The sequence below is a fragment of the Marinobacterium sp. LSUCC0821 genome (assembly GCF_012848475.1).
Classification (GTDB): Bacteria; Pseudomonadota; Gammaproteobacteria; order Pseudomonadales; family Balneatricaceae; genus Marinobacterium_E.
In genome coordinates this window covers 795,743-817,945 of the sequence record NZ_CP051666.1, presented here as the reverse complement: position 1 = coordinate 817,945, position 22,203 = coordinate 795,743, and the positions used below count along the sequence as shown (strand labels likewise).

Sequence of the window (22,203 nt, the reverse complement as noted above, 5' to 3'; positions counted from 1 at the left end):
CTCTCTTGTTATGAGGCGCTTCGTGTAATCGCACGGTTAATCAGAAGAACGGGAATTAAACCCACCACAACGATCAATAGTGAGGGTGGCGCTGCTGCAATTAGCTGTTCATCAGTAGCAAGTTCGTAGGCTCTGATGGCGAGGGTGTTAAAGTCAAAAGGGCGCAACATGAGGGTTGCCGGTAACTCTTTAAGAACATCAACAAAGACAATCAACAGAGCAGTGAATAGGCTGCTTCTCATGATGGGTGCATGGATTAAGCGCAGAGTGGTCCAGGTAGAACGCCCAAGACTTTTGGCAGCATAGTCTATTGATGGCGAAATCTGATTGAGTCCAGCTTGCACGGTGCCAAGTGCTACTGCTAGAAAACGAACGGCATAAGCGATCAGCAAAGCGACAATAGTGCCACTTAAGAGCAAGCCTATATTAGCTATGCCGAACCAGTTGAATAGCTTGATAAGTTGATGGTCAAACCAGATCAATGGAGTAAGTACACCTATCGCAATGATGGTGCCTGGCAGGGCATAACCCAAACCGGCAAATTGGCCTATTAGCTTTAGGACTCTCTGTTTTTCAAAGCGCTGTGCGTAAGCGAGAGTGAATGCCAAAATAACCGCAATTAACGCTGCAAGTGCCGCTAAATAGAATGTATTCCAAGCAAGATTTATAAACTGTGGCCAATCCAGCTCCGCCTCAAATAGTGACCAGAAGAGCAGTTGCAGGGCAGGGAGCATAAAACCCAATAGGAAGGGAAGAGCACATGCCAGTGTCGCCATAAGAGCGTGGAATCCTCGAAGCTCAATTAACTGGCGCACCCTAGGAGTGCTTTTAGATTGATGATAAGCGATACCTCTTCTTGAATATCGCTCTACAAAAATGAGTGCAGCAACGAAGGTCAATAAACCAGTCGCCAGCAGCGCAGCAGATGCGGGATCTCCTAAACCATAAAAGGTGCGAAATATACCGGTTGAGAAGGTAGAAACGCCGAAGTACTGAACAGTCCCGTAGTCTGCTAGGGTCTCCATGAGAGCCAAGGTGACACCTGCGATAATTGCTGGACGGGCGAGAGGCAGGGCAACCTTAAACCACGTTTTAGGTGTGGAGTAGCCCAGACTCTTGGCCACTTCCATCGAGAGTGACGATTGCTCGAAAAAGGCAGCGCGAGCAGTGAGATAGACATAGGGATAGAGCACCAAAATCAGCATCAGAATTGCACCGCTCAGTGAGCGTACATCCCAGAAATGGTAGTCGCCATAGCCCCAGCCGGTCAGCTCTCTAAGTGTCGACTGAATAGGCCCTGCATAATCGAGAATACCTGTATAGGTGTAAGCGATAACGTAGGCAGGCATAGCGAGGGGGAGAAGGAGCGCCCAGTTTAACCAATCTCTACCAGGGAACTTGCACATTGTGGTTAGCCAAGCTGTTGGTACACCAATTAATAAGGTGCCAACTGCCACGCCTAGCATCAACATGAGGGAGTTGCTTATATATTCAGATAAGACGGTATTCCAGAGGTGGCTAATCGATTCAACACCTGCAAATAGCGACTGCCCAATCACAGATAGAATGGGCAGGCCTAATAGCACTCCAATAAGAAGTGCTGTCAATTTAAGTGTTGAGGTGTGATTCATGTTAAGGCGTTATTACTTCCAGCCAGCTCGGTCCATTAAACGCAGTGAATTGCCGTTTAGCTCACCCAGTTTGTATAAAGAGACACTATCGGCTTTGGCTGAACCGAAGGATTTTAACTGCTCTGACGCCTCTACGTTAGCGACGATCGGGTACTCATTATTCACTTCTGCGTACCAGCGTTGAGCTGCATCAGAGACCAAATACTCCATTAATTTAACAGCATCAGCTTGGTTTTTTGCACTTTTAGTTAACGCAATTCCGCTGATATTAAAGTGGGCACCACGATCGCTCTGATTTGGCCAAAAGACTGAGAGCTTTGCTGCAACCGCTCTATCTTCAGCTTTGTCAGACGCTGCTAAACGCGCTAAATAGTAAGTGTTTGCGAGAGTTAAGTCACACTGTCCTGCTGCAACAGCCTTTAGCTGGTCTGTATCACCACCAGCAGGTGGGCGACTGAAGTTGGCGACTAAACCGTTCAACCACTTTAGAGTTGCCCCTTCGCCGTTGGCTATAAGTGCAGATGAGACGAGTGACTGGTTGTAGACGTTACTCGATGAGCGAATACAGATGCGACCTTTCCATTTAGGGTCTGCAAGATCCTCATAACGATCCAGTTCCGCACTCTTAACTCTATCTTTTGCATAGATGATAGGGCGAGCGCGACTTGTTAGACCAAACCAGTGGTTATCTGCATCGCGCCACTGGCTCGCTATTGCCGTGTTAAGAACATCTGACTCAACAGCCTCTGTGATGCCTGCTGTTTTGGCGCGGTATAAACGGGCTACATCGGAAGTAATGAATAGATCAGCAGGGGAGGCTGGTCCCTCCATCTGCAGGCGCGTTAGCAGTGCGTCATCCTTGCCAGTCAGTAGATTTACCGCAACACCTGTCTCTGCTGAAAAGCGATCAAGTAGAGGTTTGATTAGGGCTTCGGTTCGCGACGAGTAGACATTAACATCAGCATTTACGATGCCCGCCTTAAACATAGATATAGCCAATAGAGAGATTGCTAAAACGCTCTTCCTTACTTTCATCATTACCACCTTAATCCTTTAGGTTTGTGTTGATTGGTTTTTGCGAATGATTCGCATTTACGAAGAATAATATATGAGAATGATTCGCATTTACAACGGTTTTTTATATGAAAAGTTGACCTTAGGTAAGATCAATATACTAATAGGCAGGGTGAGAGGCGTGATCCTCGGTGGTAGAGTGGTGCTAGCACTAGTTTAAAGAGTGCAAAGTTTTAAGAGTTCAAAGGATGAATTTGTATGCACCCTACGTTTAAGCAGTTAGGTCTCAACCTGCCAGTCGTGCAAGCCCCAATGGCAGGTGTTCAAGATGCCGAACTTACCATTGCTGTATCGAAGGCAGGAGGTTTGGGCTCCCTGCCTTGTGCCATGTTAACGCCTGAAACGGTTGAGTCTGAAGTTGCTCGAATCCGTGCCGCGACCTCAAACCCATTTAACCTCAACTTCTTCTGCCACACCATGCCAGATGTTACCGATACCGCGCTATCTGATTGGAGTGGGCTCTTTGCCGCGGATTATCAAAAGTATGGCGTCGATGAGCACTCGATTAACTATGGCTCTGTGCGCCGCCCCTTCAGTGCAGAGTTTGCTGTGGTGGTGAAGCGAGTAAAGCCTGCTGTTGTCAGTTTTCATTTTGGTCTACCCAGTGAGGAGCTATTAGCGGAAGTGCGTGAAAGTGGTGCACTGATATTCTCATCTGCCACAACTGCAGCAGAGGCGATTTGGCTCGAAGAGCAGGGGGTAGATGCCATTATTGCTCAGGGTGTTGAAGCGGGAGGCCATCGCGGAATCTTTTTGACGGACGATCTCAGTTCCCAGTTACCTACGAAGCAGTTGCTTAAAGAGATAGTTGAGCGGGTCAAAGTACCTGTAATCGCTGCAGGTGGGGTCGGATCTGCTCAAGATGTGAAGGAGTTAATTGAATTAGGAGCCAGCGCAGTTCAGGTTGGCACCTCTTTTCTTCTCTGTGATGAGGCAAAAACCTCGCCACTTCATCGTGAAGCGTTGGCAGCATCCACTTCACCTAACACAGTCATCACCAACATATTTTCAGGTCGACCGGCACGAGGGATAGTTAATGGGATGATAGAGAAGCTCGGCGCTTGGAATAGACAGGCACCTAGTTTCCCTTATGCAACTCCAGCATCTGCCCCTTTGCGTTCAGCTGCAGAAGAGTTGAGTTGTGCAGATTACACGCCCCTATGGTCTGGGACCAATACCGCGGGCTGCAAAGCAATTTCTGCAGAGTTACTAACTAGGGAGTTAGTATCAAAACTTTGTTGAAGCTATTTAACTTCATATCCAATTTTGTGAAGGAAGATCATACCGGCCAGCATCACCAGGGTTGCGATGATCAACGCCCACAAATAGGTGCCTGTAGCATCGGCGATATAGCCTGCAAAGATAGGGGCAACGATCTGGGCAACACCGAAGCTGATTGTTAATTTAGCCATCGCTTTAGCTGGGTTTGCTGGGAAAGCACGACCCACAATAGCGAGAGTGAGGCTCACTATTCCGCCAAAGGTCGCGCCCCAGAATATTGAGGCGATAAAGCTGAAGGTGCTGTTCTCTGTAGTTAGAGGCAGGACAAAAGAGATAATCTCTATTAGGTAAGCGAGTTGCAGCGCCTGTATCTGGCCGATGCGGTTGGCAATTTTGTCCCAGAGTATCGCTGAGGGTGCCGCAGATATACCCACAATTACCCAGACCCAACCCCCTTTACCTGTAAGTTGTGGAGTCTTCTCTAGGATATCCACAATAAACGTAGCACTGATGACATAGCCCACGCCTGCGCAGAAATAGGTCGCGATAAAGAGTTTCATGAAGCGTGAAGAGGGCTGTTCCACTGCACTGCTACTGTTTTGTACAAACTTCTCTGGATAGGGCATCCAGAACCAGGCAGGTATAAGAAATATGCAGCCAAATAGACCTAGGTACTGCCATTGCGCGTCCCAAAGGAGTTTATCTGCTAGTAGCGCCGTTATAAGGCCGGTGAAGACAATCCCTACACCCATGCCGATAAAGTGGACACCCAGTTGTGGTTTGAAACTGTTGGCTCTCAGCCAATTGATAACGAGGCCAGAAGCTAACAATAATCCCGCTGTACTAGAGACACCCGATATAAATCGAAGAATAGTCCAGGCCAACTGGTTATCAGTCAGTCCCGTGGCATAGGTTGTTATGGCGGCAAGCAGGAGGTAGAGACGGTAGAGATAGAATTTAACAGAGAGTTCTTTAAGGCTTGCAGCTAACAGCGCACCGGCTAGGTATCCAATGTAGTTGAATGTTGCAAGCCAGCCCCCGAAAAGTTTAGTTAGTGCCGTCTCCTCGAGCATTAAGGGCAGAAGAGGGGTGTAAGCAAAGCGGGCTATACCTACCGTCAGAATCATAGAGCAGATACCAGCAAAGATTACCTTGTTGCGCTGGTTACGAAGCTCTTTTGAATGTTCAATCTGGTTCACAATGAGATGCCCTAATTTGAATAGGTCCACTATACACGACACCGTGACTGTTTTTTCAAATAGAGTTTTACAATGATTTTTTATGGTGAAAAAAAGCCCGCATCAGCAGGCTTTCAATCTAATCTGTGATCAGTTCTGCTCAATCATGAAGTGGTCAAAGAATTTTGACAGCGCTTCATGTGCAGTTAGCGGAAGGATGTTTGCTACGTGCTGATCTGGACGCACGATCACAATACAACCTGCATCTCTATTAATGCCACGCATATCGAAAATATCCGCACCTTTAATCGGTTGGAAAACCTTCTCGTAATCATTGAGGCCATACTTACCTTTCGCAGGCCATAGGAATTTTGGTAGATCGTGCATCTCTAGATCCTGCTGCTGGAAAACAGCATAGGTATCGATTACAGAATCCACATCCGCACCCTTAGGTGTGTATTTAACGATAGGCGATTCGCTATGGTTGGCTAAGTAATCAACCAATTGATAACTGCTTGAAGCGCTATTACGCGGATCATCCTTGCCACCAAATATGAACACTCTCCAGCGTCCATCAGCTTTCACCAGATGACCAAGATGCTGGTGGCGTCCATCGGCAACACGAGCTGCTTCAGCTGAGTGGAAGCGCTGACCGATGTTAAAGCCCGTTGCTAGCTGTTGGTTCTCTTGCCCGGTCGAAATGTACGATGGGAAGTACTCGATTGATGTGCCAGCTACAAAACCGCTTTGGCGTTTCATGAACTCTTCAATTTTCTTGGTATCGACGTGCGCCTGCTCTGATTGGTCATCAGCAGTAGGGCGGGTTGCTACCAGTTTAGAGAGTTCACGGTCGGCATCAATCAAATGCTGAGCCACTTTACGTCGCTCTGTCGCGTAAGTGTTGAGAAGTTTAGGATCTGCCTTACCCTGCAGAACATGGGCCATCTTCCAACCTAGGTTAAAGGTATCGGGTAGTGAGGTGTTTAGACCCCAACCCCCTTTAGGGCTGTGGGTATGACAGGCATCACCAGCCAGGAAGGCACGCGGGAAAATATCTTCACTAGACTCTAATGGGCGGTTATCGAAGCGTTCAGCGATACGTTGCCCCACTTCATAGATAGACCACCAAGCGACCTCTTTCACATCAAGCTTGTAAGGGTGGAAAATCTTCTGTGCTTTGGCAATGATATCCTTCTCTGTCAGGGCTACATCGGCGGCACGTTTATCCTTGCCGAGTAGATCCAATTCAACGTAGAAGCGGATGAGGTATCCACCTTCGCGCGGAATAGTCATCACCGCGCCGTGATCCTTTGATTGGATAAATGCTTTTACACGAATATTTGGGAAATCTGTATTAAGCAGAATATCCATCACGCCCCAAGCCTTGTTGGCTGAGTCGCCCTGCAGCGCAATTCCCATACCGCGACGTACGCTGCTGCGACCGCCGTCACAACCAACGGCAAAGCGCGCCTTTACTGTCTCCAATTTGCCCTTACCCATTTCATCCGTTCGTTCAAAGGTGGCAGTAATCGGGTATGCGTTTAGATCCTGAGTCAGTGACTCATCGATCTCAAATGAGACAAGCTTACGACTGTAGTGAGGTTTAAGCCCTGTAACTGAGTTCTCCATGCCATCAGTTAACAGCTCATGCAGTCGCGCTTGGTTAACGATGCCGTGTTTAAACTCTGACAAGCCAAGACGGGCATCATCGATTTTGTATAGGCGACGGATATTCTGTGGGTTTTCTGGGTCCGGTTCCCAGTAAGTGTTCTGCATGAGGTGGTAGGTCTCTTTAACCACCATCTCGCTGCAGTTGAACGCTTCCATAATCTCCTGAGTACGACAAGAGATACCGTCTGCACGGCCAAAGAGGAGAGGGCCAGGAGCCATATCGACGATACAGGTTTTAATATCAGAGAATATTGATAGTTGGCGAGCCATGGTAAGACCGGCAGGGCCTGTACCTACAATCAGGACATCAACCTCGCTAGGTAGATCCTCTACCGGTGGGTTCGGGTAGGGCTGGCGCGCTTCATCGATGACCTGGTAGTTGCCTGGTTTAAAGCCATTTAGGTGATACTGCATGACGTTAACTCCTAATTTTATTGTAGGTATTAGCTCTATCAATTTTGTTGATATATCAACTTATTGTTAGCATGTTAATCATGTTCGGTTCGAAATAGAAGATAAAATTAGAAATATTTTGGAATTAAAAAACCGGAAACTGCGTGAGCACTTCCCGGTTATTTGTAACTTATTGAAAAGAGAGCGGTTGTAGGGAGTATTGTGAATGCCTCAACCTATGGTGAGGTTACTCCCACTCCATCTCTTCAAAAACACGCTGAGCATTGGCCCCGTGTAGTGACTCATAAGAGATTAGATACTCATATTTACTCTGATCGATAGTAGAGATCGATTGCATATCGCCACCGTCATCCAATATTGCCGCAACCTCTTCACGCAAAAAATTGAGGTACTCAAAGGTATCTCTTTTAGCGGTTTCAAGCGAAGTTGGATGCCCATGTCCCGGAATAATAACCGACGGATTTAAAGCCTCTATCCGTGCTAGGGTCTCTAACCATGGCTTGTGGTTACTGTGGTCCATAATTCCAAGCATGCGCTCTACATAGACAACATCGCCACTAAATAGCACCTGCTCTTTAGGTAACCAGACAAAATTTTCATTGGCGGTATGTGCAGGGCCCACCGGTATAAATGAGAATTCAGTGTCGCCCAGTTGGTAGTCGGTCTCGCTCTCTATCAGCGTTTTTGCTACCTGAGGTTCTGTCCCCACCCAGCCATCTTGCGTGAAGTTTTTCATCCCCTCTATCTGCATAGATTGACGTTTCAGGTGATCTGCAGCGGTCGCCATGGCTGTAATTGTCTCTGCACCTAGAGATGCGAAGTAGTGATTGCCAAACCAGCGATGATCCTGCCCCCCGGTATTAATCACCGTTACTATAGGCTTATCAGTCACCGAGCGAACTTCCTGTTCAATCGCTTTAGCTCCGAGTTCAGTTCCCCCCGCATCGATTAGCACGACCCCGTCGCTAGTCACTACAAAACCAAAGGTAGCGTTGTTACCAAGGTTGCTTGGAGATCGTTGTTCTAAACCACCCACGATAGCGTAGATGTTCTCTTTAACCTTGATGGTCTCTAGCGCACTTGCTACGGCCTGGCCGTTAAGAAGTAATGCTGTTGTAAGGGTTAAAATTCTCTGCATATTTGGCATCGATTAAGTAGTTCCAGTTTGTTAATACTGCATAGTGCTTATTTGGATATTAAATGAGAATCGAGATGAAGCGAACGCTCGCGAAACCAGCAAAGGTTAGGAAGAGGACACCGCCTATGCGATGTAACCAATGCATAGGGACTCTTCCAGTTAAGGATTTTCCTGCCCATATTCCCAGTGCAGATATGGCAATCAGCGCGATGCTTGCTCCAATCCACACAGGAACTGCTGAGAGGGTTGTCGATAAGCCTGCAACAGCAATCTGGGTTTTGTCGCCAAACTCAGAGAGTAAAATCATTAAGAAGGTCGTGATAAATATACTGTGGCTAGCATTTTGATCGATATCGACCTCTTCATCCTCTTCTGGGGTCTTGATGGCTTGTATTCCGAAAATAATAAACATGATCGCGACAATTCCTGTTATCACGATTTCTGGGAGCCAGGCAGCTATACTGGCTCCAAAAGCAACCGCAAGAAGATTAAACAGCATAAAAGCGACTGCTGCACCCCAGAGTACTGGCCAGTGACGATAGCGAGTAGCCAGTGCCATACAGACAAGCTGACTCTTATCACCAATCTCTGCTAGGGATACAAGCGATAAGGTTGATAGAAGCGAGGGGATAAAGTCGGCTTGCATCTTAATTTTCCACAAAAAATGTAAGTATATAGTGAGTAACGAGCTGTTAGGAGTAGTTACTCAGAGTTTTACGCCATCAAAAGCATCGACTAAATAGTCAACAAAGCTTTTTACCTTTAACGATAGAAGCGTGCGGTGCGGATAGAGAGCATAGAGTGCTAGATTATCTGTTTCGTTTAGTGAGAAAAGAGTGGTTAATTCACCCGCGGCAATTGCGTCTTTAACTATGTAACCTGGCGCCATGACAACACCAATTCCAGACTTAGCAGCTTTAGCGAGTAGCTCTCCACTGTTGCTTATAACAGGGGTTTCGTGTCCCTCAAAACCACTCTGATTGGATAGGTAGGAGTACTTTAAGACCTTGTGGGGTTTTAGGTCCGCTACTCCTCTTGGTACACCATGCTTTGCCGTGTATGCGGGCGACGCACAGACCAACACTTCAACGGGTGCTAGTCGTCTCGCCACCAGATTAGAGTCCACCATGGAGCCTATGCGAAGGGCAACATCGAAACCTTCCTCAATGATATCCACTTTGCGGTCATTAAGCTGAATGTCGATGGATAGTTCCGGGTAGCGCTCTAAAAAATGACCAATAATATCCCCCAGTTGTTGGTTGCCTAGCGATACCGGGGCGCTTACTCGTAGTAAGCCTGATGGGTTCATTTTAAGGTCGGTAAGGCGATTTTCCAGAGACTCTAATGACTCGAGAATTTTAAGTGACTCCTCAAAGTAGGAGGCCCCCTCAGCTGTTAAATTCAATCGCCGAGTCGTTCTGTTAATTAACCTAATGCCAAGTTCAGCTTCTAGTGCAGAGACATACTTGCTGGTGAGTTGTGGTGATAGCCCAAGTTCATCTGCCGCTTTTGAGAAGCTTTTTAGCTTAACTACGGTGTGGAAGGTTTTGATGGTTGTAAGCTTGTCCATAAATTATCAAAACCATATTTATAATTATTCAATAGTAGTCATATTAATCAATGAAATCATCATCTGTAGTATCACCTACATCAATTAATCAATGGAGTTCTACAATGAGTAAATTAAATTGCCTACTTAAGAGTGATGCTGGCTATGAAGCGCTTCTTCTTCGTGTTCCAGTAGGGCTTATCCTAGCTGCGCATGGTGCTCAGAAACTTTTTGCTTGGTTCGGTGGTTACGGATTAGAGGGTACTGGCCAGTGGATGGGTTCCATCGGTTTGGAGCCTGGTTACCTGATGGCTCTTCTTGCTGGAAGCGGTGAGTTCTTTGGCGGACTCATGTTGGTGTTTGGTCTACTGACTCGGGTTGGCGCGGCCCTTAACGTTGTTGCGATGGCAGTTGCTCTATTCTGGGTACACTTTGCGAATGGCCTTTTCCTTAGCAACAATGGATACGAATATGCTTTGGCACTGCTTGCTGCAACTGCATCACTGCTAGTGATGGGCGGTGGTAAGTTATCAGTGGATAAGCTGCTAGCTAGGAGTTAAGTTGAGCAAATCAAGAGAGAGCTAATCATGAAATACGATATTGCATTTATCTCTCACGGTGGTGGCCCTATGCCGCTGCTTGGAGATCCACAGCACGCAGAACTTGTCTCTATGCTTAAACAGCTACCTAGTAAGTTCCCAAAGCCAAGGGCAATCGTTGTGATTAGTGCTCATTGGGAGAGTGACGAGATAGCGATTACAAGTAGCTCGTCACCCTCGCTGCTCTTTGATTACTTCGGTTTTCCAGCTGAGAGTTATCAATTTAAATATCCAGCGCCTGGAAATCCGCAACTTGCTAGCAATATTGCCAAGGTATTGCAGGTAGATGGATTTAACGTCAGATTGTATGAAGAGCGTGGTTTAGATCACGGCGTATTTATTCCGCTGATGTTGATGTACCCCCAGGCTGATATTCCGGTCCTTCAAATATCACTCTCAAGCTCATTAGACCCACTGCAGCATCTCCAACTAGGAGAGGCACTGGCTAAGTTAGATGAGGAGGGGGTTCTGTTCCTAGGATCGGGTTTCTCTTTTCATAATATGCGTGCCTTCTTTGCGGACAGTGCCGAAATACGCTCAGCAAATCTAAGCTTTGAATCCTGGTTAACCGAATCGCTGACAAACAGTGATTTGGAATACACTCAAATTAAAGCGCGTTTGGTTGAGTGGAATCAGGCACCTGGAGCCCATTTCTGCCACCCTCGTGAGGAGCACCTGCTACCCCTGCATGTCTGTGCTGGTATTGCAGGCAGATCTGCAGACTCATTTACCAATATCGATATCTTGAATAAACAGGCTTCTAACTATCTCTGGCAGGCTGCATAGTTTCACTATGCATAAGATGACTGCTATAAATGTAGTCCATTAATCGTATTGAGGTGTGAGTGGTGCAACCAAGAATCAGCATGATTACGTTGGGTGTTAAGGATTTAGCACGAGCTATCGCTTTTTATGAAGATGGGTTGGGCTTTCCTAGAATGGAATCACCTCCAGAGGTGGCCTTTTTCACACTTAACGGTACCTGGCTGGGGCTATTTGGTCGAAACGATTTAGCCGAGGATGCGCAAGTATCTCCAATAGGTAATGGCTTTGCTGGTTTTAGCTTGGCGCACAATGTCCCCTCTGAACTCGAAGTTGATCAGGTGGTAGAGCAAGCTGTTAGGGCTGGCGCTACCTTGACTAAGACGCCTCAGAAGACAACTTGGGGCGGTTATTGTGGTTATTTCAAAGATCCCGATGGTCATCTATGGGAGATAGCCTACAATCCTTTTTTCTGGGTCGGACCAGAAGCCCTTGTGGTATTCAGTTAACGATGAAATTCGCTTAACAGGAAATCAATGAATTACAGTTCAAGTTTTCAATGAGGTGAAATCGAGTTTTCGCTTAACGGTGAAATTTAACGGTAGATTTTCACTTAATCGCGTAATTTAGCGGTTTGAGTATTTTTGGTGTCTATTTACAACCCAATCCAGACGCAAGCGTATTTAAAGCTTCGGTCCCTCCAGTTCTCTCGGAGTTTTTAGTACCTACCTGCATTGCCGTAGCGATTCATAGTTAAAATCGCTCACCGAAATTAAATCCGAGACATTAACGATGTCACTGCGTTAAGTATCATCTATCACTTTTTCGTGTTAACAATTTCTGGATTAATGGCACTGTTGTGGAATTTTTGGGAACAGCGGTGCATCCATTGATCGTGTGTTTCAGCTTCTGATTTGAAGCAGAGAAGTCCATGTTCGTCCTCTGCACACATGGCGCTGCCATCTGGTCGGAATGTAATGATTATATTATGCATATTGTCTCCTAATAAGACTTAAATTGACTGGCTAATTTTCAAACTTTCAGTCAAGTTGGGTTGTATCTACATGTAATAGAAAATTTCAAATGAGTGGGTAAGCAATAAGCTACTTCAACAAGTCGCTGCTGGCTAAACGGAACGTTGAAATATGAGTAACGCTGCCACCTAAACAAGCTACTTCGTTTAATAGAAGAAACTAGGAGGGGAGTAGAAAAATACATGGGAGGGCATACCCTCCCACTGCGTCCAAATTATAGTGGACGGATATTCTCAGCTTGTGGTCCTTTCTGACCCTGAGTGATGCTAAATTCGACTTTCTGACCTTCAGTTAGCGATTTGAATCCGTCACCCGTAATCGCTTTAAAGTGAGCAAAAACGTCTGGACCAGACTCTTGCTGAATGAAACCGAAGCCTTTTTCGTCGTTGAACCATTTAACGGTTCCAGTAAATGTGTTTGACATAATAGTTCTGTCCTATTTTCAAAATATAAATTTACGCCTCAATTACGAGGCATGTAATTGCAGGATTTCTTTACTTATAACTTATGAAAACAAAACAGAAAGTCTGGCGACTTTGGAATGAAGAGCATAAATGAAGGGTAAATTTCAAGCTAGTACAAGATACAGTAAATAACCTATGGAGTACACCTCTATTATTCACTTGATGAGCAAAATCTTATCGAAGAAGTGGTACTAACTAAGGGGAAAGGTCACTTTGGCTCATCTGGTTTGCAGAGTTTTCAGTTGGAGTGAAATCAATTTCATTCTTAACTGAAAACCACACACATGATTATTTTTAATCTTTTACTAAGTAAAAATTAACCTTTGTAAGAGTTACGTAATTTTCACAAAAAAATGGCTGTTTTGTAGTTTTGTAGTCGCTTTTTGTTGGTTTTTTACAAGTTATATCAATAACTTATGAGCGGTAAGTTGTATGGTTGTTTCTGTGAGTTGTGTCATAATGTATCAATGTTAAAAACTAAGTTATGGAGCATATTGTGACTCAAGAACTGTTACTTGCTGAATGGAACGCGCGTGAATCTATCGCTGAAGCGATGGTGCCAATTGTGGGTCGTTTGTACCGTGAATCTAACGTTGAGATCTCTGTTTTTGGTCAGATGTCTGTACGTAAATCTGTTATCGACCTTCTTAAAGATCACCGTTACGTTCGTCAGATCGAAGGTGAAGAGCTTTCTGTTGTTGATACATTCCCAGTTCTAGATCAGATCTCGAAAATGGGTCTGCGCAATGCTCACATCGATATTGGTAAGCTAGCGGTTAACTTCCGCAAGTCTGGCGGTTCTGATCTTGCAGCATACCTAGCAACTGAGCTTGCTGGCGCTTCAACAGAAGATACTGGCGGTCAAGATGTTGTGCTTTACGGTTTCGGTCGTATCGGTCGTCTTCTGGCACGCTTCATGTTGAACCGTTCGGGTGCAAGCCACACACTGCGTCTACGTGCAATAGTAGTTCGCAAGGGTAAAGCTGCTAATGATCTTGAGAAACGCGCAAGCTTGCTTCGTCGTGACTCAGTTCACGGTGCCTTCAAAGGTACTATCCAGGTTGATGAAGCCTCTAACTCGCTAATCGTTAACGGTAATGCGATTAAAGTTATCTTCGCAGATGGCCCAGATCAGGTCGATTACACAGAGTACGGCATCAAAAATGCCCTTGTGATTGATAACACGGGTATCTGGCGTGACGAGCAGGGGCTATCTCTGCACCTACAGTCTAAAGGTGTGGATCGTGTCATCCTCACTGCACCTGGTAAGGGCATCAAAAACATCGTTATGGGTGTTAACCATGGCGATATCGAAGCGAGCGATAAGATCCTCTCTGCAGCTTCTTGTACAACCAACGCTATCACTCCAGTACTAAAAGCTATGTGTGATAAGTACGGTGTTGTGAACGGTCACGTTGAGACAGTCCACTCTTACACTAACGACCAGAATTTGATCGACAACTACCACAAAGGTGATCGTCGTGGTCGTGCCGCTGCACTAAACATGGTTATCTCTGAGACAGGTGCGGCGAAAGCGGTATCTAAAGCGCTACCACAACTTGAAGGTAAGCTAACCGGTAACGCAATCCGTGTTCCAACTCCAAACGTTTCAATGGCAATTCTAAACCTGAACCTTGAGACTGAGACTGACCGTGATTCACTGAACGACTACCTTCGTGAAATTGCGCTTCACTCGAAACTTCAGAAGCAGGTTGATTACTCTAACTCTCCTGAAGCGGTATCAAGCGATTTCGTTGGCTCACGCGCTGCGGGTGTTGTCGATGCGCTTGCTACTATCTCTAGCGGTAAGAGCTGTGTGCTATACGTTTGGTACGATAACGAGTACGGCTACAGCTGTCAGGTTATCCGCCTAGCACGTGAAATCACCAACTGTGCGCTGAAGACTTTCCCTAAAGAGTAAGGTCTCCAAGCGTTTGAAAAGACCGGGCATGCTGCAAAGTGTGTCCGGTTTTTTTATCTCTGCAAGATTCTGATCTATTGGCTGGAAACAGGTATAATGCCGCCAGTTTTAAAGGTTTGGAGATTCATGGAACGTATTAACTGGTTTCCCGGACACATGCATAAGGCGCGTAAAGAGATCGCGCAGCTTATGGATGAGGTCGATGTTGTTATTGAAGTGCTTGATGCACGTCTGCCTCGCTCGAGTGAAAATCCTCTAGTAGCGAAACTGCGTGGCCAAAAGCCTGTCATTAAGCTTCTCAATAAAACGGACTTGGCTGATCCAGCGATTACCCAAGCCTGGTTAGATGAGTTTAATTCGCAAGAGGGCATTACTGCTGTCGAATTAACCACAACCGACAAGGCAGCCATTAAGCGCATCCCAGATCTGTGTAAAGCGGCCGCACCTGCACGTACTAATCATGATCGTCCTGTTCGAGCGATGATCATGGGTATCCCTAACGTAGGTAAATCGACGCTGATTAATGCGCTACTGGGTCGTAAGATCGCAAAGGTAGGCAATGAGCCTGCTGTAACCAAAGCAAACAAACGTTACAGCGTGTTTCAAGGTATGGCCCTCTCTGATACCCCGGGTATCTTGTGGCCCAAGATTGAAGACCAAGATTCTGGCTACCGTTTAGCGGTGAGTGGCGCCATTAAGGACACCGCGATCAATTACGATATGGTTGCAGTCTATGGTGCTAACTTCGTGCTTAAGGCCTACCCGGATCGATTAATTGAGCGCTATAAGCTTAAAGATTTACCTGAGCTAGGTGAGCAGTTGCTGGATCAGATAGGTCGCAAGCGCGGCTGTTTGCGCGCTGGCGGTGTTGTGGATATTCACAAGGCGGCTGAGATTCTAATGAATGAGATGCGTTCCGGAAAATTGGGGCGAATCAGTTTTGAGACCGTTGCCGAGTGGCAAGAGAAAGATCGTATTGCTGCAGAGCTCGCAGCTGCTGAGTTGTTAGCTGCAGAGCAGGCAGAGGAGAGTAAATAAGTGACTCGTATTAAGAAACAGAGACGCATGGCGAATAAGATCGTCTTAGATAAAACGCCTAAGAAGCAGGAGCGTCTAGCCGATCCTGATAGCTACGAGAGTCGCAAACAGCGTGCGCAGAAATTGAAAAAGAAACATCAATCAGTTGAAGCGAAAAAAGCTAACGCTAAACCCACGCAAACGGCTTTGGCCCGTGACGTAGCTGCAGGTAAACGTGGTGAACGCCACGGTGGTCCACTTGCTGATAAGATTCGTCAGTATAACGCCGAAAAGCGTGCGCAGGACGAGCAGGGTACAGACGATAGCGCTAACGACGAATAGTTAAGTCTTTATGTCTCGTCATATTGATGTCGTCATTGTTGGAGCGGGTGCATCGGGTCTGATGTGCGCGCTGACGGCCGGTTATCGCGGTCGCTCAGTGCTTGTTATCGAGCACACCAACAAAGCTGGACGTAAGATTCTGATGTCTGGTGGTGGCCGCTGTAACTTCACCAATCTTAGCTCTACGCCTGTCAACTTTCTCTCCAACAATCCCCACTTCTGCAAATCGGCGCTGAGTCGCTATAAGCCTCAGGACTTTGTCGATATGGTTGATCGACATGGGATTGAGTACCACGAAAAAGCGCCGGGTCAGCTCTTCTGTAATGAGTCTAGCCGTGAAATTCTCACTATGCTTCTGACGGAGTGTGAGTGGGCTGGCGTCTCTATTGAACTAGATACTGCAGTTCTTAGTGTTGAGAAGCGCGGCGAAGGCTACCGTATTCGTACCGAGCGAGAAGAGATTCAGTGTCAGGTGTTGGTGATCGCTTCTGGCGGGCTATCGATTCCAAACGGAGGAGCGACCGGTTTTGCCTATGATATTGCTGCGCAGTTCGATATGGCGATTACGCCACGAAGAGCGGCACTGGTTCCCTTTACACTACAGCCGGATATCCTTACGCCATTGAAAGAGCTCTCGGGTATCGCACAGCCAGCGAAAGTGAGCTGTAACGACATGGCTTTTGTCGAGCCTATCCTCTTTACCCATCGTGGTATTAGTGGTCCTGCTGTGCTTCAAATTTCCAGTTACTGGCAGCCTGGTGATGAAGTGGAGATCGATCTACTTCCGAATATTTCACTGAGTGATACCTTAAAATCCCTTCGTGACTCCAACCCGAAACAGGGTGTGGAGCGTGCTCTAAGTGAGCACATGACTAAACGTCTTGCGCAAACACTGACTGTAATGTGGGAGTTGCAGGCTGAAGTGGGGCAGTTAAGTAATGCCCGTATCGATGAGATCGCAGAGCATTTCCATCATTGGCGTGTTAAACCCTCGGGTACTGAAGGCTATCGAACTGCCGAGGTCACCATTGGTGGGATCGATACTAATGAGGTTTCTCAAAAAACCTTTGAATCGAAAAAAGCACCAGGACTCTACTTTATCGGTGAGTCACTTGATGTGACAGGACACTTAGGTGGCCACAATTTCCAGTGGGCTTGGGCCTCTGGTTTCTGTTGCGGGGAGAGCGTTTAACCCATCGCGGCTTCTCGCTTCGCGAGAATGCGCTCCTACAGTGTACTTCCAGAGTCGCGTAGGAGCGCATTCGCCGAAGGCGAAGCCGCGATTACGGGTCAGACTAAAGGTCAGACCCGCTTCTATAGAAAGCTTATTTAGAACAGCTCTTCTTGCCCATAATTGTGTAGAGACCACACCAGCCTACGAGGCCTGTGAACAGCGGTACCACGCCGATGTATGCCCAGCTGCCTAGGTTGCCAGTATAGGCTGCTAGGATTAGCGCAAGGCCGATGATTACACGAAGAATACGATCAGTTTTTCCAACATTGCAGCCCATAGTGGTGCTCCTTTTTTCTGATTTTATTACTGGGGTTTAAACCCGGTTTATGAAATCGTCAACTCGATAGAACCGACACCAGCTACACAGCCTTCAATCTTATCGCCTGATACCACAGGGCCAACGCCTTCAGGTGTGCCAGTGTAGATTAGGTCGCCTGGCTGGAGTGTGTAGAATTTAGAGAGGTGGGCAATCAGTTCTGAAGCGTTCCAGATAAGGTCGCTCAGGTCGCCGGTCTGTTGCGTTTCGCCGTTTACACGAAGCTCGATTGGACCAGCTGTTAGAACACCAGTCGTTGTTACAGGAACAATTTCACTGATCACCGCAGCGTTCTCAAAGTTCTTACCTAGGTCCCAAGGACGGCGCTTATCTTTACCTTTCTGTTGCAGGTCACGACGGGTCATATCTAAACCACAGGCGTAACCGAAGATGTGCTCTTGTGCCTGCGCTTCTTCGATCTCAAAACCACCCTTATGAATTGCGACTACCCACTCCATCTCATACTGCAGATCAGAGGTGCCCGCAGAGTAGGGGATTGTGCTGCCACTTTCGCAGATCGCTGATAAATCCTTGATAAAATAAAAGGGTTCTGCCGTTGATTTATCGATCGAGTCTCCCATCTCTGCAGCGTGGGCTTGGTAGTTACGACCTACACAAAAGATGCGATTGACAGGAAAGCGTCGATCATCGCCTCGTATAGGAACAGAAACGCTAGGGTTTGGCTCAAATAGGTAGTTATTGGACATGACTTTTTGGTTACTCGATACGGACATAATTTAAGCTTTATGATCTTATAAAGATGCCAGCGTATCTAGTAGTTTCTCTTTAGTTAATGGTTTTCCAATCGCAGCCGAAGCACCTGCTGCTATTAAGTTATCTCTTTCTGCTCCTATGGTCGCGGCTGTGACCCCGATAATAGGCCCTGTGTAACCAGCCTCTCGCAGCGCTTGGGATAACTGGTAGCCATCCATATTTGGCATAAAGATATCGGTAATCACCAGATCAAAGTCTCTATTCTTGGCGATATCTAACGCCTTTTGCCCATCTTCAGCTGCAGTGACTATCGCATCCTGAGACTCAATCAGTTTTGTGGTTAGCATGCGAATGGTGGGTGTGTCTTCGGCTAGGAGAACTTGCTTCCCTGCTAAAGTGAAGGTGCCAGTGTTGGTGGCTTTAGTTTGTTCGGAGCCAATTTTTATATCCATATCGCTACGGTCAACGATCTCTTTAAGATGGTCGATCAGCTTTTCTAAATTAGCAGTCGTTTCTAACAACTCTCTCTTGTGATCGCCCTCATCCTCGAGCATCATTCGAATAGCACTTATGGGGGTGCGGATCTCATGTGAGATGAAGCCAAACATCTGCATCTCTTTTTCATATCGAAGCTCTAATTCTGCCAGTGATTGTTGAGATTTATTAAGGGCATCTCTCAACTGCTCTTGGAGCGAAATATACTCAGTTGTTTCGACAAGCGAACCCAGAATTTTCCGTTCCGAAGAGATGAGTCCTTGGCTGCTAAGGTGCATTACAAAATGGCGTTTTACATCATCTGATACCAACGTCAGTTCAAATCGTTCAGGCCCGGTAAAAAACGAGAGTTTTTCCAAAACTTTAATTAGTCTTTCATTGCTCACACCCTCAAATGCATCCGGAAGGAAGTGCAAGGGGAGGGATTCTACATTGGGTAAATCTAGCAACTCACGCATCGTTGGGGATGGGCGGATTTTTTCGGTCACAGGGTCTATGTCAAATAAGCCAATGTGTGCCATATCGGCCGTGACATTAAGTTTTCGCATGGCCAATTCAGCCTCGTGACGCGCCTGTATAATTCGATCGGTCGCTAGTTTCTGTTCTGAAACTTCACGTATGTAGATGTTTATAGAATCGCTTTGTGAGTCAGATCTATTTTTTATAGGGGTAAAGCTCCACCAATAGGTCGATTTATTCACACCAAGAAGAGGGGCTTCAAAGGTTGTGGTACTTCCCTTTAAAAGGGCAGCAAAGTAGTGCCGGTAACTCGGCATAATTGCATCCATTAACATATTTACACCACACTCCTCATGACCAAATCCGAGGTTTTTAGCACCGTATATGAAGCGTAAGGTTTGGGTGGGTAAATCGATGTTTATTATGTCTGAAGATGTCTTTACAGCGGTGACGCTGAGAAGTTGGTCCAGATCGGCGAGTCTATGCTTGCTATCCTTGAGGCTTGCTTCAGAGCTCTGTAACTTAAGCTTGGACTGAATTTCATTGGATTTATCAATAAGTGCAACGCTTAGGTGAGTCTCGCCCTGTTTTAAATGTTTTCTAAACCTCCCCTCTAGCCAGAGTGTCTTATCCTCATTAGAACTAGATAAGGTAAAGTTTTCTGTGATGGCGGGTGCATCTACACTGAGTGCGTCAATTGCTTTCATAATCTCTTTTGAACGTTTAGGTTCGATAAGATGAATCAGCGAATGTAATTTGTCCGTATCCTGTCCCTTGAGTGCAGGGAAGAGGCTAGTAAACAGTTCGTTTTCCCAGCTCTTAAGCGTTGTTAGATTCTGCTCAAGCAATGCGATATCAATATTTTTACTAAGACTTTCGAAGCGTTGGGTCGCCTGTTCTGCGAGCTTACTGTAGCACTCTGCTTTTTCACGAAATATTAAGGCGTAGGCAGCTATGCCTAGAGCTACTAGAAGACTGATTGTCACCCCAAGATTATTAGAACCTATGCCAAATGGGTCTAGCAGATACTCCGCTATCACTAAGAGTATTAAGATAACCACAAACATAAATGATGGGGGAAATTTGATGATGCGATTGTTATTCAAGTGACTACTCATAAATTGTTAAATCGATTGCATATTTATGCAAAAGTTGTGCCACATTCAAGGGACTTTGTTTTTTACAATTACAGATTAGCAGATTACTGAAAATTTACTGCGACTAGTTTGCTATTATTTTTGGCATTTATATAACAAAAAAAAAGGCCCATCTGTCGATGAGCCTTTCTATGAATTTAATCCGCTTATACGTTAGCGAACTGGTTCATTGTGTTGTCTTTACCACCCGCTTTTAGAGCTGCATCACCAGCGAAGTACTCTTTGTGGTCATCGCCTATGTTAGAGCCTGCCATATCTTGGTGCTTCACAGTCGCGATACCCTGACGGATCTCTTTACGCTGTACGCCACCTGCGTATGCAAGCATGCCCTCTTCACCGAAGTAGCCTTTCGCTAGGTTATCCGTAGATAGCGCAGCTGTGTGGTAAGTCGGTAGAGTGATGAGGTGGTGGAAGATGCCCGCTTCGCGTGATGCGTCACGCTGGAAGCTTTGGATCTTAGCATCTGCTTCTTTACCGAGTTCAGACTCATCGTAGTTTGCGCTCATCAACATTGAACGGTCGTATGCTGAAACATCTTTACCTTCTGCAGCCCAAGTATCAAACACCTGCTGACGGAAGTTTAGCGTCCAGTTGAATGATGGTGAGTTGTTGTAAACAAGCTTCGCATTTGGAATCACTTCACGGATGCGGTTAACCATGCCAGCGATCTGCTGAACGTGTGGTTTTTCAGTTTCGATCCATAGAAGGTCTGCACCGTTCTGTAGCGATGTAATACAGTCAAGCACTACACGGTCTTCACCTGAACCTGCTTTGAATTGGAATAGGCCGCTCTGAAGACGTTTTGGCTTCATAAGTTGACCATTAGCTTTAACAACAACATCGCCGTTATTGATATCTTCAGGGCCGTTAATTACGTCACCATCAAGGAAGCTGTTGTAAAGGTCGCCAAGGTCACCTGGTTCGTTAGTCACAGCGATCTGCTTAGTAAGGCCTGCACCTAGAGAGTCTGTGCGGGCAACGATAACACCGTCGTCAACGCCAAGCTCAAGGAATGCATAACGTACAGCGTTGATCTTAGCTAGGAAGTCAGAGTGAGGTACGGTTACTTTACCGTCTTGGTGTCCACACTGTTTCTCATCAGAAACCTGGTTTTCTAGCTGGATACAACATGCACCTGCTTCAATCATCTTCTTAGCAAGAAGGTAAGTCGCTTCAGCGTTACCGAAACCAGCATCGATGTCGGCAATGATTGGAACGATGTGAGTTTCGAAGTTGTCGATCTTAGCAACGATCTCAGCTTCTTTAGTCTGGTTGCCAGCATCACGTGCAGCATCCAATTCGCGGAATAGGTGGTTTAGTTCCCAAGCATCAGCCTGTTTAAGGAAGGTGTATAGCTCTTCGATAAGCATTGGTACTGAAGTCTTTTCGTGCATTGACTGGTCAGGTAGTGGACCGAAGTCAGAGCGAAGCGCAGCAACCATCCAGCCTGATAGGTATAGGTAGCGCTTATCAGTAGTGCCGAAGTGCTTCTTGATAGAGATCAGTTTCTGCTGACCGATGAAGCCGTGCCAACAACCAAGCGACTGAGTGTACTGAGAGCTGTCTGCGTCGTAGTCAGCCATATCTTTGCGCATGATCGCTGCAGTGTATTTAGCGATATCTAGACCAGAGTTAAAGCGGTTCTGGAGTTTCATGCGTGCAGCTGATTCAGCGCTGATAGCACCCCAAGTGTTGCCGTACTTATTAACAGTACCCTGAATCTGTTCGATCTCTTGTTTGTAGTTAGCCATTTCTCTTCCTCAGTCGAAGGGTGGAATTACCCGTGATTAAGTGTTTTTGGTCATCAATAAAA

The 22,203-nt window shown here is 46.3% G+C and carries 20 protein-coding genes; 8 read left to right on the top strand and 12 right to left on the bottom strand.

Going from position 1 to position 22,203, the window contains the following annotated elements:
* Positions 1-8: 8 nt before the first annotated feature.
* Together HH196_RS04005 and HH196_RS04000 are read right to left on the bottom strand one after the other, a co-directional pair.
* Entirely contained in the window at positions 9-1,631 is a 1,623-nt protein-coding gene (locus HH196_RS04005) for an iron ABC transporter permease (protein WP_169450782.1), read from the bottom strand.
* Positions 1,632-1,643: 12 nt separating this feature from the next.
* The gene (locus HH196_RS04000) at positions 1,644-2,669 is read right to left on the bottom strand and encodes a Fe(3+) ABC transporter substrate-binding protein (protein WP_211160815.1); all 1,026 of its coding nucleotides are present in this window, start codon (positions 2,667-2,669) and stop codon (positions 1,644-1,646) included.
* Between the two features lie 234 nt (positions 2,670-2,903).
* On the opposite strand from HH196_RS04000, the gene HH196_RS03995 reads away from it, so the two are divergent.
* Positions 2,904-3,947 (top strand): nitronate monooxygenase family protein, encoded by a 1,044-nt coding sequence (locus HH196_RS03995; protein WP_169450781.1) that lies wholly within the window; start codon positions 2,904-2,906, stop codon positions 3,945-3,947.
* Positions 3,948-3,949: 2 nt separating this feature from the next.
* Here HH196_RS03995 and HH196_RS03990 read toward each other — a convergent pair whose 3' ends face one another.
* The 5 genes from HH196_RS03990 to HH196_RS03970 form a co-directional block, all read right to left on the bottom strand.
* A complete protein-coding gene (locus HH196_RS03990; RefSeq protein WP_248276890.1) occupies positions 3,950-5,155 on the bottom strand; it encodes a YbfB/YjiJ family MFS transporter in 1,206 nt (401 codons plus the stop codon).
* 99 nt (positions 5,156-5,254) lie between these two features.
* The gene (locus HH196_RS03985) at positions 5,255-7,189 is read right to left on the bottom strand and encodes an FAD-dependent monooxygenase (protein WP_169450780.1); all 1,935 of its coding nucleotides are present in this window, start codon (positions 7,187-7,189) and stop codon (positions 5,255-5,257) included.
* A gap of 226 nt (positions 7,190-7,415) precedes the next feature.
* Positions 7,416-8,327 carry an MBL fold metallo-hydrolase gene (locus HH196_RS03980; RefSeq protein WP_169450779.1) on the bottom strand — a complete coding sequence of 304 codons (912 nt, stop codon included), beginning with the start codon at positions 8,325-8,327 and terminating at the stop codon, positions 7,416-7,418.
* Between the two features lie 58 nt (positions 8,328-8,385).
* A complete protein-coding gene (locus tag HH196_RS03975; RefSeq protein ID WP_169450778.1) occupies positions 8,386-8,973 on the bottom strand; it encodes a TMEM165/GDT1 family protein in 588 nt (195 codons plus the stop codon).
* A 60-nt stretch (positions 8,974-9,033) separates the two neighbouring features.
* Positions 9,034-9,897, bottom strand: a complete 864-nt coding sequence (locus HH196_RS03970; protein WP_169450777.1) for a LysR family transcriptional regulator — start codon at positions 9,895-9,897, stop codon at positions 9,034-9,036.
* 104 nt (positions 9,898-10,001) lie between these two features.
* Here HH196_RS03970 and HH196_RS03965 point away from each other — a divergent pair, with 104 nt between their 5' ends.
* The 3 genes from HH196_RS03965 (at position 10,002) to HH196_RS03955 (ending at position 11,746) form a co-directional block, all read left to right on the top strand.
* Positions 10,002-10,436 carry a DoxX family protein gene (locus HH196_RS03965; protein WP_169450776.1) on the top strand — a complete coding sequence of 145 codons (435 nt, stop codon included), beginning with the start codon at positions 10,002-10,004 and terminating at the stop codon, positions 10,434-10,436.
* 27 nt (positions 10,437-10,463) lie between these two features.
* The gene (locus tag HH196_RS03960; RefSeq protein ID WP_169450775.1) at positions 10,464-11,261 is read left to right on the top strand and encodes a class III extradiol ring-cleavage dioxygenase; all 798 of its coding nucleotides are present in this window, start codon (positions 10,464-10,466) and stop codon (positions 11,259-11,261) included.
* Positions 11,262-11,323: 62 nt separating this feature from the next.
* Positions 11,324-11,746, top strand: coding sequence for a VOC family protein (locus HH196_RS03955; RefSeq protein ID WP_169450774.1), 423 nt, complete (start codon positions 11,324-11,326; stop codon positions 11,744-11,746).
* A 739-nt stretch (positions 11,747-12,485) separates the two neighbouring features.
* Here HH196_RS03955 and HH196_RS03950 read toward each other — a convergent pair.
* A complete protein-coding gene (locus HH196_RS03950) occupies positions 12,486-12,695 on the bottom strand; it encodes a cold-shock protein (protein WP_169450773.1) in 210 nt (69 codons plus the stop codon).
* A 536-nt stretch (positions 12,696-13,231) separates the two neighbouring features.
* Between HH196_RS03950 and HH196_RS03945 the strand changes: the two genes are divergently transcribed.
* From HH196_RS03945 to HH196_RS03930, 4 genes are all read left to right on the top strand, one after another.
* Positions 13,232-14,656, top strand: coding sequence for a glyceraldehyde-3-phosphate dehydrogenase (locus HH196_RS03945; protein ID WP_248276889.1), 1,425 nt, complete (start codon positions 13,232-13,234; stop codon positions 14,654-14,656).
* A 126-nt stretch (positions 14,657-14,782) separates the two neighbouring features.
* On the top strand, positions 14,783-15,694 hold the full coding sequence (gene ylqF / locus HH196_RS03940) for a ribosome biogenesis GTPase YlqF (protein ID WP_169450771.1): 912 nt from the start codon (positions 14,783-14,785) through the stop codon (positions 15,692-15,694).
* The gene (locus tag HH196_RS03935; RefSeq protein WP_169450770.1) at positions 15,695-16,015 is read left to right on the top strand and encodes a hypothetical protein; all 321 of its coding nucleotides are present in this window, start codon (positions 15,695-15,697) and stop codon (positions 16,013-16,015) included. It abuts the gene before it with no gap.
* A gap of 10 nt (positions 16,016-16,025) precedes the next feature.
* On the top strand, positions 16,026-17,207 hold the full coding sequence (locus HH196_RS03930) for an NAD(P)/FAD-dependent oxidoreductase (protein ID WP_169450769.1): 1,182 nt from the start codon (positions 16,026-16,028) through the stop codon (positions 17,205-17,207).
* A gap of 133 nt (positions 17,208-17,340) precedes the next feature.
* Here the strand turns inward: HH196_RS03930 and HH196_RS03925 are convergent, their stop codons facing one another.
* The 4 genes from HH196_RS03925 to HH196_RS03910 all read right to left on the bottom strand — a co-directional run bounded on the left by HH196_RS03925 (position 17,341) and on the right by HH196_RS03910 (position 22,141).
* Positions 17,341-17,526, bottom strand: a complete 186-nt coding sequence (locus tag HH196_RS03925; RefSeq protein WP_169450768.1) for a DUF2892 domain-containing protein — start codon at positions 17,524-17,526, stop codon at positions 17,341-17,343.
* A 47-nt stretch (positions 17,527-17,573) separates the two neighbouring features.
* Entirely contained in the window at positions 17,574-18,299 is a 726-nt protein-coding gene (locus HH196_RS03920; RefSeq protein ID WP_248276888.1) for a fumarylacetoacetate hydrolase family protein, read from the bottom strand.
* 18 nt (positions 18,300-18,317) lie between these two features.
* Positions 18,318-20,339, bottom strand: a complete 2,022-nt coding sequence (locus HH196_RS03915; protein WP_169450767.1) for a response regulator — start codon at positions 20,337-20,339, stop codon at positions 18,318-18,320.
* A 197-nt stretch (positions 20,340-20,536) separates the two neighbouring features.
* Complete coding sequence (locus tag HH196_RS03910) at positions 20,537-22,141, bottom strand: isocitrate lyase (protein ID WP_169450766.1); 1,605 nt, start codon at positions 22,139-22,141, stop codon at positions 20,537-20,539.
* Between the last annotated feature and the right edge of the window lie 62 nt (positions 22,142-22,203).